This window comes from Vallitalea maricola, from assembly GCF_036985595.1.
Taxonomy (GTDB): Bacteria; Bacillota; Clostridia; order Lachnospirales; family Vallitaleaceae; genus Vallitalea; species Vallitalea maricola.
In genome coordinates, this window is the sequence record NZ_BTPU01000005.1 from 48,009 (window position 1) to 62,059 (window position 14,051).

General features: G+C 30.4%; 13 protein-coding genes. 8 read left to right on the forward strand and 5 right to left on the reverse strand.

Annotated elements, in window-relative coordinates:
• Positions 1-10: 10 nt before the first annotated feature.
• The 5 genes from AACQ14_RS01805 (at position 11) to AACQ14_RS01825 (ending at position 6,974) form a co-directional block, all read left to right on the forward strand.
• On the forward strand, positions 11-706 hold the full coding sequence (locus tag AACQ14_RS01805) for an ABC transporter ATP-binding protein (RefSeq protein ID WP_339361857.1): 696 nt from the start codon (positions 11-13) through the stop codon (positions 704-706).
• A 28-nt stretch (positions 707-734) separates the two neighbouring features.
• Complete coding sequence (locus AACQ14_RS01810; RefSeq protein WP_339361858.1) at positions 735-2,507, forward strand: glycerophosphodiester phosphodiesterase; 1,773 nt, start codon at positions 735-737, stop codon at positions 2,505-2,507.
• A 170-nt stretch (positions 2,508-2,677) separates the two neighbouring features.
• On the forward strand, positions 2,678-3,457 hold the full coding sequence (locus tag AACQ14_RS01815) for a hypothetical protein (RefSeq protein ID WP_339361859.1): 780 nt from the start codon (positions 2,678-2,680) through the stop codon (positions 3,455-3,457).
• A 268-nt stretch (positions 3,458-3,725) separates the two neighbouring features.
• On the forward strand, positions 3,726-5,735 hold the full coding sequence (locus AACQ14_RS01820; protein WP_339361860.1) for a 5'-nucleotidase C-terminal domain-containing protein: 2,010 nt from the start codon (positions 3,726-3,728) through the stop codon (positions 5,733-5,735).
• 153 nt (positions 5,736-5,888) lie between these two features.
• Complete coding sequence (locus AACQ14_RS01825; RefSeq protein ID WP_339361861.1) at positions 5,889-6,974, forward strand: YibE/F family protein; 1,086 nt, start codon at positions 5,889-5,891, stop codon at positions 6,972-6,974.
• A gap of 94 nt (positions 6,975-7,068) precedes the next feature.
• Here the strand turns inward: AACQ14_RS01825 and AACQ14_RS01830 are convergent, their stop codons facing one another.
• The 4 genes from AACQ14_RS01830 to AACQ14_RS01845 all read right to left on the reverse strand — a co-directional run bounded on the left by AACQ14_RS01830 (position 7,069) and on the right by AACQ14_RS01845 (position 9,136).
• Entirely contained in the window at positions 7,069-7,641 is a 573-nt protein-coding gene (locus AACQ14_RS01830) for a manganese catalase family protein (protein ID WP_339361862.1), read from the reverse strand.
• A gap of 13 nt (positions 7,642-7,654) precedes the next feature.
• Positions 7,655-7,903 carry a spore coat protein CotJB gene (locus AACQ14_RS01835; protein ID WP_113675992.1) on the reverse strand — a complete coding sequence of 83 codons (249 nt, stop codon included), beginning with the start codon at positions 7,901-7,903 and terminating at the stop codon, positions 7,655-7,657.
• A complete protein-coding gene (locus AACQ14_RS01840; RefSeq protein ID WP_339361864.1) occupies positions 7,903-8,148 on the reverse strand; it encodes a spore coat associated protein CotJA in 246 nt (81 codons plus the stop codon). The genes AACQ14_RS01835 and AACQ14_RS01840 overlap by 1 nt, the downstream gene beginning before the upstream one ends.
• Positions 8,149-8,281: 133 nt before the next feature.
• Complete coding sequence (locus tag AACQ14_RS01845) at positions 8,282-9,136, reverse strand: helix-turn-helix domain-containing protein (protein ID WP_339361865.1); 855 nt, start codon at positions 9,134-9,136, stop codon at positions 8,282-8,284.
• A gap of 189 nt (positions 9,137-9,325) precedes the next feature.
• Between AACQ14_RS01845 and AACQ14_RS01850 the strand changes: the two genes are divergently transcribed.
• Entirely contained in the window at positions 9,326-10,660 is a 1,335-nt protein-coding gene (locus tag AACQ14_RS01850; protein WP_339361866.1) for an MFS transporter, read from the forward strand.
• Between the two features lie 64 nt (positions 10,661-10,724).
• Here the strand turns inward: AACQ14_RS01850 and AACQ14_RS01855 are convergent, their stop codons facing one another.
• A complete protein-coding gene (locus tag AACQ14_RS01855) occupies positions 10,725-11,459 on the reverse strand; it encodes an HAD-IB family hydrolase (protein ID WP_339361867.1) in 735 nt (244 codons plus the stop codon).
• A gap of 295 nt (positions 11,460-11,754) precedes the next feature.
• Between AACQ14_RS01855 and AACQ14_RS01860 the strand changes: the two genes are divergently transcribed.
• Positions 11,755-12,567, forward strand: coding sequence for a TIGR00266 family protein (locus tag AACQ14_RS01860; RefSeq protein WP_339361868.1), 813 nt, complete (start codon positions 11,755-11,757; stop codon positions 12,565-12,567).
• 159 nt (positions 12,568-12,726) lie between these two features.
• Complete coding sequence (locus AACQ14_RS01865; protein ID WP_339361869.1) at positions 12,727-13,839, forward strand: anaerobic sulfatase maturase; 1,113 nt, start codon at positions 12,727-12,729, stop codon at positions 13,837-13,839.
• Positions 13,840-14,051: the final 212 nt, after the last annotated feature.

Here is a 14,051-nt window from a genome sequence, read left to right on the forward strand (position 1 = left end):
TGTAATAATAATGATTAGACTTAATAATATCAGTAAGGCGTTTGATGATTTAACTATACTGAAAGACTTTAATCTTTCAATTGAAAAAGATAAAATAGTATGTTTTCTAGGTGCTTCTGGGTGTGGTAAAACTACACTTCTCAATATTATTTCAGGGACTCTCAAATATGATAATGGATCAATTGATGGCATTGATAGTAATGTATCCTATATTTTTCAAGATACCAGGCTGTTACCATGGGCAACAATAGAAAACAATATCAAGTTTGTACTAAAAAGTAATAAGAATATAAATGTTGATCAATTAACTAAGAAGTATATAGATATAGTTAAGTTAAGCAAATTCAGTCATTATTATCCAAAACAATTAAGTGGTGGTATGAAACAAAGAGTTTCTATAGCAAGAGCTTTTGCTTATCGTTCAAAAATACTACTTATGGATGAACCATTTCAAGGGTTGGATTATGATCTGAAGATTGAATTGATTAATGCTTTTCTAGAATTATGGGAAGAGGATAATAGAACTGTAATATTTGTAACCCACGATCTAGATGAAGCTTTATTATTATCAGACAAGATATACATATTAGATGGCAGACCAGTTAAAATTAAACAAGAAATCGAAATAAATATCCCCAAAAGGGAACGTATCAAACAACAAGATAAATTAAATGATTATAGAAAAATGTTAACGACTATTAAATGATGTTGAATATGTATGGAGGGACAGTTCAGTGATTTACAAAAAGCATACATTAAGTAAAAAATACAAAAACATATTTAATAGTTTTAGAAAATATTTTTGGACTTTTATAAAATATCATATAGTAGCTAAAATATTGATTGCAATTGTCCTAATTCCAATATTTAAAGAATTGTTTAAACTGATTATGAAAAGTAAAGGGATGAATATACTTTTTAATGGAGTTATACTGAAATTCCTATTGTCTCCACAAGGATTTTTAAGTGGGATACTAATAATTATTTTTGCTACGTTAGTTCTTCTTCTTGAATATGGAGGACTTGTAATTATCAGTTATGAAGCTTCTATAGATAAACAGCCTACCAGCCTTTTGAATGTATTGAAGATTTGTGTGAAAAGGTTCAAAAATCTCATTGGGTTTGGTGGGTTATTAATATTGGTTTATGTCATAATCATATTTCCTTGGCTTGACATGGGATATCATACTAGTTTATTAACATCTCTGAAAATACCATCTTTTGTAAAAGCATATATAAATAGGAATCGATTCCTATATATGACTATGAAAATAGGAACCATCGTTCTATTTATTTTTTCCATAAGCTGGATTTTTACTATGGAGATAATAATGCTTGAGAACAAATCAGCTCTTCAAGCAATGAAGAAAAGCTTTTATTTAGTAAAAGATAATTTCAAGACCGTAATAAAACATCTATCAATCACAGTTCTGTTAGTTGTAATAATAAGTGTAGGGATATTTGGAAGTATAGCAATTTCTTTTCCAATATTATCCTATAATGATTCTTTTTCTAATGTTATTATTAACGGTTTAATCATCCTTCTTGGAGTAATTTTATATATAATTAGTTTTTTAATTATACCTTATGTTATTCATCATTTCACTTATCTGTATATAAGTATTAATGATAGTCCTCTAGAAGTATTTCCTTTGAGTAAAAGGACACAGCTGTCTTTGATAGATAAAATATTTAACAATAGGAAAACTGTGAAATTAATATTGGTAGTATCATTTTGTTTAGTGCTGTTTATTACAAAATATGTGTCAGCTGATTTTGAAAATACACATTATCAGGTAGGTGTTACTGCTCACAGAGGTAGTTCAAAAGAAGCACCAGAAAACACTCTTGCTGCAATTAAAGAAGCAGTTAAGAATAAAGCGGATTTTGTTGAGATTGACGTACAAGAAACTAAAGATGGAAAAGTGGTGCTTTTTCATGATAAAAATCTGAAGCGAATTACTGGGCTGGACAAGAATCTATATGATGCCAACTATAGTGAGATCAAAAAGTTAGATGCTGGTAGCTGGTTCAGTAAAGAATTCAAAGGAGAAAAGATTCCTACATTACAAGAAGCTATAGATTATGCAAAAGGTAGGATAAGATTAAATATTGAACTCAAGCAGAGAAAAAACAGAAAAGGGTTAGTCAAAAAAGTTGTTGATATAATCGATAGAAACAATATTGTTAAGTCATGTGTTGTGACATCATTAGATTATGATTTACTGCAAAAAGTTGAATTGTTAGATAGCAACATCAAAACAGGTTATATCATGTTTTTTGCAATAGGAGATATTAACAGTATTAAAGGTGTGGACTTTTATAGTATTGAAGAAAGTTATATTGATGAAAATTTTGTAGTAAAAGCACATTTAATGAATAGAGATGTTCATGTATGGACAGTCAATGATAGTGAAAAAATGAAAGAATTCATAGAAATGGGTGTAGATAACATAATAACCGATTATGATGAACGACTAATAAATATACTAAAAACTTATAAATGAAACTATTTATGATTATTAAGGTTAACTCTATTGATATAATTAGTTCTGTAATTGAGTATTTTAATTATGTTATGTCTTTTATTAAATTTTTTTGTGCAACTGACGATATATATATATGAAATGTCAGTTACTAATCAAAATGAATGTAATTAAATTAAGAGGTGAAGAGTATGAATATCAATACAAATACTAATGGTGGAGTTAATGTATATAATAACCCTATTAGAAATAATGGGAAAAAGGAAACTCCAATTACTAGATTGCAAAAGCAAATAGTAAGAATTGATAAGAACATTGCTGAGATAAGAGAAAATCAAAAATTAGAGGCTAAAGAAAAGCAAGAAAAAATTCAACAGCTAGAAAAGCAAAAGCAATTATTACTACAAAAAATTAATGAAGAAAAAATGAAAGAAAAGATGAATGAGGTGGAGGAAAAAATAGAAGAGGCAGAAGAAATTGAAGCTAAGAAAAAAGAAAAAGAAGAAAAGCCTCCTACACCATTAGATGAAATAAAAGCTGAATTAGGAATAGAATTATCTTCCAAATCAATGATAAAAGCTTCTAGAGCACTAGATACTGCCAATAATAAATTTAATACAGCAAGAAAGATGAGACAAGATGCGAAGATACTTGAAAAGCAGGTTGAAACTGATAGAGGTAGAGGTCAAAGTATTGATGTGAGTGATTTTAGGATAAAACAGTCAGTATCATTTAGGTCAAAAGCAGACCAAATAGAAACAGAAGCTATGGAAGCTTTGGGAAAAGCTAATAAATTAGTCAAAAAAGCAAGCGAAAAATTAGAAAAAGCCAAAGAAAAGAATAAAGAGATAAATAATCAGGTAGAAGAAGACGAAAAAGAAGAAAGAATAAATTACACTAACCCTGAAAAAAATATAGAAGAGAAACAAAATGAAGCTGGTATAGGTAAAAATGTAGATGTAAAATTATAATAGCATAAGACGAAGATGTTGTTTTCTTGATATCTTCGTCTTTTTGATTCTAAAAGTATAAAAGAGAATTAAGTCGAAATAGGTATAACTTAAAAATAAAAAGTCGAAATATAATGAAATGAGTCAAAATATATGTAAATATTACGTTAAATAAAGTAGCAACATATTGATATATATTAAAATTAGGATTATAATTAAAATGATGGCGAAAACTATCAAAAAATTTATAGGTTTAAGTAATCAATAAAATTGAAGGAGATGATTTTTAATGAAAATCAGAAAACCCTTTACACTTCTAGTAGTTGTATTAATGCTGGTAAGCATTTTTGCAACATCTGCATTAGCTAATGAAGTGTATACTGTAAAACCAGGAGATGTTTTATGGAAGATTGCTGAAAAATATGACATAACATGGGAAAAGCTTGCAGAAGTTAATGAATTAACTAATCCTCATTTGATTTATCCAGAGCAGAAATTAGAAATACCTGATGAAACTGAGACAGTTACAGAAGTTGAGGAAGAAATTGCAGAAGGTAAAAAAGTAACAATACTTGGAACTAGTGACGTACATGGACGTATATACGCATATGAATATGCAACTGATAGTCCAGATGCTGATGCAGGATTTGCAAAGCTTCAAACACTTATTAAGCAAGAAAAAGCAGAAGCACCAAATGCCATATTATTAGATTGTGGTGATACAGTACAAGATAATAGCGCTGAACTATTCAATGATTTACCAATACATCCAATGGTACAAGCCATGAATACTATGGGTTATGATGTATGGACACTAGGAAATCATGAGTTTAATTTTGATAAATCATTCCTAGATAGAAATATTGAAGCATTCAATAATACTGTTTTAGCTGCAAATATTTATAAAACAGATGATACGCGTTTTGTAGAGCCTTATAAAATCTTTGAAAAAGATGGTATTCGTATTGCAGTAGTTGGATTATTGCCACCTCATGTTCCTAGATGGGAAGCTAGTTCACCACAACATTTTGAAGGATTAAGTTTTACACAACCTTTGGAAGAAGCTAAGAAAGTTGTAAAAGAACTAGAAGGAAAATATGATGTTCTAGTTGGAGCATTCCATATAGGTCCAGATGGTGAGTATGGCAGTCAAGGTGCATTAGAGATTGCTGAAGCAGTTCCTGAATTTGATGTTATTTTTTGTGGACATGCACATTCAAAATTCTCTGATAAAGAAGCTAATGGAGTAAAATTAATTGAGCCTGGATGTTATGGATGGGCACTTGCAAAAGCTGAAATTACTTTAGATGAATCACAAGATGGATATGTTGTTAAGGATGTTACTGTGGAAAATATAGAAACTAATGAGATTGAAGAAGATAAAGAGATATTATCTGAGTTTGAATTTGTACATAAAAAATCTGTAGAAGATGCAAATATTGTTGTTGGACACATAGAAGATGATTACGTTAAAAATGTTGATTATATTACTGGAGAAGCAAAGGTTACAACAATGCCTACTGCTCAAATAGAAGATACACCTTTAATGGATTTAATCAATGAGGTGCAATTATTCTATACTGATGCACAGATAAGTTCAGCTGCAGCATTCAAGAATGATATGAACCTAGTAAAAGGTGATTTCAAGAAAAAAGATGTAGCTAACATATATAAATATTCTAATACATTGATGGGTGTAAATATTACTGGCGAGAATTTGAAAAAATATATGGAATGGTCAGTCAGCTATTATAATACCTATACAGAAGGTGATGTAACAGTAAGTTTCAACCCTGATATTAGAGGATATAATTATGATATGTTTGCTGGAGTAAACTATGATATTGATATCTCAAAAGAACCTAATAATAGAATTACAAACCTAACATTTAATGGTGAGCCAGTTAAAGATGATGAAACATACAAATTGGCTGTTAATAATTATCGTTTTGGTACTTTAAAGGGATTAGAGCTTGTAACTGATGAAGATGTATACTACGATTCATATGAAACAATGCAAGATGCTGGTAGGATACGTGAGTTAATAATCAAATATATTAAAGAAGAAAAAGAAGGTAAAGCTGTACCAACAGTTGACAATAATTGGAAGATAATAGGCATAGACCTAGAAAGTCCTTATAAAGATACCGTATATGAAATGATAAAGAATGGTGATCTTACTATTCCAAGATCTGAAGATGGAAGAACACCTAATGTAAAATCAATTAATGTTAATGAACTGATTGAAGAAGGTCAACTAGAAGAAAATAGAGTTGAAGAGTTACCAAAAGCATCATAATAAGTAAAGATTAAGGGGCTGCCAGACAGCCTCTTTTAACCATTCTAATTACTATAATGCACAAGAAAGGACAAGCTAATGAGAAAGTATTTACCTATTATTTCATTTATATTATTAGTAGCATTTGTTATAATCTTGTCTCCAATATTTAAAATGAATATAAAACAACCTAATTACTTTAAACAGGATTTTGAAAATGCTAAAGTAATTGAAGTTGTAAGTGAAGAAATTGATGAAGATCCTACCTTTGAGGGAAGATATCTAGGTACTCAGGTAGTTAAGATAAAAATATTAGCAGGTGAATACAAAGGTAAAATATTTGAGGTGAAAAATCCCCTTAGCAGGAGCCATAATGTCTATGTACAAGCTAATGACAAGGTAATTGCTAGTATTGATGATTCACTGGAAGAGGCAAATGTTTGGATTTATAATTATAAAAGAGAAAATATACTATATATTTTAATTGCTTTGCTGTTTATTCTATTAATACTGCTTGGAGGTATGCAAGGAGTATATTCAATTATTTCGTTGATATTTACAGGCATTATGATAATATTTTTTATGCTTCCCCTAATATTCCAGGGAAATAATCCTATCGTAGTGACCATACTGACTGCTTCAATTATAATAATAGTATCATTCTTGCTGATAAGTGGCTTCAATCTAAAGACACTGACTGTTATTCTAGGTACGATTATAGGAGTAGTTATTGCAGGGGTTATCTCGTATATTTCTGGTAATTTAGCACATCTATCGGGAATTACAATGGATAAAGGTAAGGAATTGGTATATGTAGCTCAGGATTATAAGATACAGGTAAGTGGATTAATGTTTTCAGCTATATTGATTGCTTCTCTCGGAGCAGTTATGGATGTAGCTATGTCTATTACATCATCAATTTTTGAGATACATCAAACTAATAGAGGATTATCAAAGAAACAATTATTCAAATCAGGAATGAATATCGGTAAGGATGTTATGGGAACCATGTCCAACACACTTATTCTAGCTTTTGCAGGTAGCTCACTTAATAGTATAATGCTTATATGGGGATATCAAATGGGAAGAAGACAATTTATGAACATTCCTTTTATAGGTACTGAGATTATCCAAGGATTATCAGGAAGTATCGGGATTGTCCTGACTGTTCCTGTTACCGCAATAATATCTGTAATGATATTGAAGCGGAAAACTATTCAAAGTAACAAAAGCAAAGTTAATAAAAAGAATAAAAGATAAAATAAATAAGCTAGATTAATGCATTATGCAAATTCTAGCTTGAATTATTTGTATGATTAATTTTATATGTATTAAAACTAGTAATAACTAAATTTTAATAATATTTCTTTCTATTTAATTCATTCTGAACATCATCAAGAGCTTCACCAAACCGTTGGAAATGAATTACTTCTCTTTGGCGTAAGAACTTCAATGGTTCAATTATATCTGGATCATCAGTAAGATTCATAAGGTGTTCATAAGTGGCTCTAGCTTTTTGCTCAGCAGCAAGGTTTTCGTGTAAGTCAGTAACAGGGTCACCCAATGAGCCGATACCTGCTACAGTGAAAGGAACTCCACTTGCATCAGTTGGGAACAGGCCATGATTATGTTGTGCATAATGTGGAGCCAATCCAGCATCTTTCAATTCTTGGATTGTAGCACCTTTAAGTAGTTGGTAAATCATTGCGGATATTATTTCTACATGGGCTAATTCTTCAGTTCCAATATCCGTCAACAATCCTTTAGTCTTATTGGTTGGCATAGCATATCTTTGATTAAGATAACGAATAGCAGCACCTAATTCCCCGTCAGGTCCTCCGTATTGGGTAACTAGTAACCCTGCCATTCTTAGATCTTTCTTTTTAATATTAACAGGAAATTGCAATCTTTTTTCATATAACCACATACTTTATCCTCCTTTATTCATTTTCCCATGGCCATGGTCCATCTAACCATTCCCACGGATATTTGCTTGGAGACATACCAAAGTTAACTAGTGGACCCACATTTAACTCATACATACGTCTCTTGTTTTCATATTGACGTTGTATAACATTATAATCTGAAATTGCTTTTTTACAATCAGGATGGGTATCTAGATAGAGATTAAGGTCTAAGGCAGCAAATCCTAATTGTTGTATTTCTCTCATTAATTTTTTATCATACATTAATGACGCCTCCAATCACGATAAGGTTGATATAGATTAGGAAACATACTTCCTCTATGGAAGCCTTCTTGTAAAGGGACTAATCCTACATAAGGTTGGTTGGGTATATAAGCTGTTGCCAATCTAATCTCGGGTTCAGGTTGTTTCATAGATTCATTATTCTCTTTATCTGGTCTTACTGGAGGTTGCATCCTATTAGGACGTTCCAGAAAAACTGGTCTTTTTGAGTTGTACATATCTCTCATTAATATACTCCTTATAAATGTCTATAAGTTACCATATGATATATATGTAAAATTAGTGTTTTTCCAAATAATAAAATTTTTTTTATTGCTTAAATCTCTAATAAGAGAAGAGGATAGATTTTTGTTTATTGTCCTAATAGTAAAACCTTTTAAACTCCGAAGGCGTATGTCCAGTAAGTTTCTTGAATTGCTTAGAAAATGTATAAGAATCTGGATAGCCCAGTTCCACAGAGATTTCTTTTACTGATAAATTACCAGCAGATAATAATTTTTGAGCAGCGTTAATTCTCCTATTAAGAATGTAATTACCTGGTGAAATTCTATATTGCTTCGTGAAGAGCTTTCTAAACTTCTCATAACCCATATTTACATATAATGCTACATCTTCAACTGAAATCCTGTTGGTTATATTTTCTTCTATGTATTTAATACTCATTGCTAATATATTCATTTCATCTGTTGTTGTCCTATTAATCCTATCAAGGTAAGTTGCCTTAGAAATAATAGAAATAGCCTCATTCATAAGTAGAGGAAGTTCAATTCTGTTAGCTTTATCTAGTCTGTAATGAAAATCCAGCATTTGTTGAATAAGTTCAAAATCATGTCCAGGAGTCAAAACAGGTTTATCAGGAGAAAATACATATATCTCAGCTAGACTATTAAAAACGTTATGACCTATAGAAAGATATAATTCGCTCCAGTCGTCTGTAGTAACTATGGTACTATGAGTTTTATTAGGAAATCTCTGAATAAAATCTCCAGATTCAATGGATATTTCTCTACCTTCATCATCCTTGTAAATACCTTTGCCAGATAAAACAAATAAACCATGATATTCTTTAGGTGTATAATTGATATGAGAACCATTTATGCTATTTTTCCTAACATAACCACTAAGTAACACTCCTAGAGAATTATTGTTACTTAAAACTCTATGATGAGATTCATTATTTTGAAATTTCCTATGTACTATTTCTGCTATATTCATATTGCACTTCCTTAATTTCGTTATTTAAAATTCATTTTACCATAAAGAAAGATGAATACAACCCCAATTTTTTTACATTATTTCTATTACCAAAAATGACATTGTAAATACCAGTATAAACATTTTTTTTATGAAGTAATGTGAGTATAATGCTTTTTGAATTATAGTTTTGAAACGAGGTGGAGCATAATGGGGTCACTTGTATTAAGTGTGCTAAAAAATAAGAGCTATAAAAATAAAACAACAGAGGTTAGTTCTAAACATAGAAGTAGAAAATATTTCATCATGGAAGGTGTCACAGGTATAGGACAAAATTCCTTGACAGCTGGAGCATTTTTAGCTGGTTTCATTAACTTATTAAATGGATCTGAACAAGTAAATGGAATGGTAGCAGTAGCCCCTGCAATAGTTGGTTTATTACAGATATTCTCTTCATTGATATTTGAGAGATTAGAAAGCCGTAAAAAAACAATTATAAGTATGGCTATAGTACTTAGGTCATTACTGTCATTAGTATATTTCATACCTATGTTACTCATACCACTTGGATATGGATTAGAAGCTTTTATTTTATGTTACATATTAGCTTACTCAATGAATGCTTTGATTAGTCCCGCATTATTTAATTGGTTAGTTGATGTTACACCTATATCAATTAGAGGGCAGTATTTAGCCTATAGAGATAAAATATCTCTAGGAACAACAGCTATACTAACAATCTTTTTAGGAAAAGTACTTGATTATTCTAAGGATGCAGGTAATCAAATGATAGGTTTTGCAGTAGTTGGTGGAATTATTGCAATTCTAGGGCTTTTGAATATTTACGCTTTGATGCATATAGATGAATTTAAAGAAAATTACGTTATCAAAAAATATAATATTAAACAAGTATTAACAACACCGTTAAAAGATACATCTTTTAGAAAGATAATACTACTATTTATAATATGGAATTTCTCCTTGCAGATAGGAGGTCCTTACATTGCTATATATATGGTTACTAAGCTTAATCTGAAATACACTTACATGATGTCATTATCAGTTGTAGCAACTGTAGTAAGGGTAGTAGTAGCTAATAAATGGGGTCGTATAGCAGATAAGAAATCATGGTTTTTAAGTACAGAATGTTCCATTGGGATATTAGCTGTAGTGCATTTCACATGGGGATTTGTTAATGTATCTAATTATACTGTCTTTGCACCTATTTTACATATACTATCTGGTATAGCTTGGGGAGGTATAGGGATATCCATGTTCAATATACAATTTCTATATGCTAAAAAAGAAGGAAGAACTATGTATATCGGACTAAATGCTGCTATTGGAGGAATTATTAGTGGAATAGCGGTTTGGATAGGTGGTAGGATAATAAAATTATTAGAAAACAAGGAATTAGTAATTTTGGGTATGCATATAAATAATATGCAAATTACGTTTTTCATATCAGGTTTATTATTATTACTATGTCCATTATTCGTAAAAGTGTTTATAGAAAACAAAAAATTGGAACAAGAAGCAGAATAACTAAAGGGAAGCTTACCATATATATTGGAAGACTTCCCTTATCTTATTATTGTACAAGCTATTATCAATTATCTTCAAATATTATATCTGAAGGGGATAACTTGTAAACCATATCTTTTCTTTCTACTATTATCTGTGCTTTTGAATATGTTTGAGAATCGTTTTTCAGCTTATTGACAAGTTCTCTTGTTGGATTAATAGCAACTGGGAATGCAACGGATTTCAACATTGAGAAGTCACCAGCAGTATCCCCATATGCATAGGATCTAGATAAATCGATATTATATTTTTTTACTAGTTCATTAATCGCTTTCTTTTTATTTACACTATCCCACATAGGATTTACTTCACCAGTGTAGATATCCTTATCATCGGTCAGATACATGGAACCAATAAAATCGTGAAAACCATGTTTCTTGGACATAGCACTAACCAATTCAAATGGTGAACCAGATACAGTAATAACTTTATGACCTTGTTCAGTATGCCATTTGATTTTATTTCTAGTGTAAGTATAGACTCTATCACCCTTTTGTTCAATAACCTTACCTGCTATAAATTCAATTTGGGTTTTATGAAGACCTTTAATAGCATCAATATATATTTCAGCCATTTTTATCAAATAATCATCATAATTACCAATGCGTTTATCCCATTTAATATACTTTTCTCTAACTTCGTTATACCATCTTTGCTTATCAATAATTTCTGATTTAATCAATTTCTTGAATATCTCCGTTATAAGACCTTCTCTATATAAAGTTCCATCAATATCAAAAAAAGCTGCAATATTGCTCATATTATGACCACCTTTCTTGTCGGATTAATAATTGAATGTAAATATGATATAAGATACTATATCATAATAACCCATAATATCTAGTATTTAATTATTGTTATATTTATTATACATTATTTACTAATAAAACTGTACGTATTTTAATAAATTTCTATTATAAATTAAGTTGAATGAATATATAGATACTCAGTAATTTACAGTAAATTAATTATATTTTAATTGAAGTTGATGTTTTTATTTGATATTATTAAAGAAATAATTAAGACTAATAATAACAGTAAGGGAGTGTATGACTATGGCATTAGCACATGAGATTGATTACAAGATTCAGGGAGACGACATGCAGTTGGTTGAGATTGAATTGGATCCAAGAGAAAGTGTAATAGCGGAAGCTGGAGCTATGACTTATATGGATCAAGGTATTGAAATGGAAACAATCTTTGGCGATGGTTCTCAGAGAAGCAACCAAGGTGGATTTATGGGAAAATTAATGGGAGCTGGTAAACGTGTATTAACTGGAGAAAGTTTATTTATGACAGTATTCACTAATACTTGGAATGATAAAAAACACGTTTCTTTTGCAGCACCTTATCCAGGGAAAATTATACCTATGGATTTAACTGAGTATCAAGGTAAAATAATCTGTCAAAAAGACGCTTTCCTATGTGCCGCTAAGGGTGTATCAGTAGGAATTGAGTTCCAAAAGAAATTAGGTGTAGGTTTCTTTGGTGGAGAAGGCTTCATAATGCAAAAGTTAGAAGGGGATGGACTGGCTTTTGTACATGCAGGAGGAACAGTCATTGAAAAAGAGCTTATGCCAGGTGAAACATTGAAGATAGATACTGGATGTCTAGTTGCTCTTACAAAAGATGTTAGTTACAATATTGAATATGTTGGAAAAATCAAGAGTGCTTTCTTTGGTGGAGAAGGATTATTCTTCGCAACAGTATCTGGTCCAGGAAAAGTATGGATTCAGTCATTACCATTTAGTAGATTAGCAGATAGGATGCTAAGTGCAGTTAGAGGAGTACCTGGAGGAAAATCAAAAGGTGAAGGCAGTGTACTAGATGTATTAGGTGGATTAGGTAATTTATTTGATGGCGACTAAATCATAATTGATTTTACTACATTTCCCATTGCTTATTAAACAAAACGTAAAGTGTGTTTCAAGAATATGCTGAAAAAAACATAAAAAAATGTTATAATAAGTAGATACGAATAAAAATATGGATAAAATGATTGACATATAATGCAAGGAGATGTTAGTATGCCGCCACTTACTACACTGATAAAACCTGCTTCAGGTAATTGTAATCTAAGATGTAAGTATTGCTTTTATTATGATGTAATGAATAGCAGAGAAGTCAAGAACTATGGAATAATGTCAGAAGAGACATTGGAACAATTGGTCAAAAAAGCTTTTGAATTCGCTGAAGGACAAGTAACATTTGCTTTTCAGGGTGGAGAACCAACAATGGCTTCCTTAGATTTCTTTAAGAAATTTATAGTATTAGTAAAAAAATATAACACGAATAATATTAAATTAAACAATGCATTGCAAACAAATGGAATTGTCATAGATGAAGAGTGGGCAAGGTTCTTTCATGATAATGAATTCCTGATAGGATTATCTATGGATGGATATAAGGATATCCATAATTACTATAGAGTTTATCCTAATGGAGAAGGAACTTTCAATAAAGTGTTAAAGACAACTAAGTTATTTGATAAATATGATGTCCAGTACAACATTCTCTGTGTAGTAAATAAGCACATTGCCAAGCACGGAAGGAAAGTATATAACTTCTATAAAAAACAGGGTTTCAAATTCTTGCAATTCATACCTTGTTTAGATGAAATTGGGGAAGAGCCAGGAAGAAATCCTTATTCACTTACTCCAAAAGACTATGAAATATTCTTGAAAAACATTTTTGATCTATGGTATGAAGATTTTGTAAGTGGTAATGGAATAAGTATAAGAATGTTTGATAATATCCTTCAAATCATAATGGGCTATGAACCAGAGAGTTGTGATATGAGAGGTCACTGTTCTGTAAGTTCAGTTATTGAAGCAGATGGTTCCATATATCCTTGTGATTTTTACGTGTTAGATGAGTGGAAATTAGGTAATGTGGTTGACGCAGGTTTTGATGAAATATTTAAATCGGAAAGAGCAATCGATTTTATAAAAGAATCCATTAATACTGATCCAGAATGTCAAAAATGTGAATTTTACAGAATTTGCCGTGGAGGATGTAAAAGACATAAAGAACCAAAAATTGATGGTAAATACACTAAGAATTATTTCTGTAATGCCTATAAAGAATTTTATAAATATACATTACCAAGATTTATAGAAGTTGCTAGAAATATTAAATAGTCATATTATTGAATTTGACAGAAATAAAACTATTACACAGTCATTAATGTTAATATAAATAAATATAAGATAAAATAAGCCAAAGAGATACTAGAGTAAAATCTGTATCTCTTTTGTTTTTTTTAGTTATTGCAGAAATTAGTTTATTTTATTAATTTGATTAGGGTTATGTTGCTAGTAATAATTATTCAATGAGTGGTTATAATTATAAC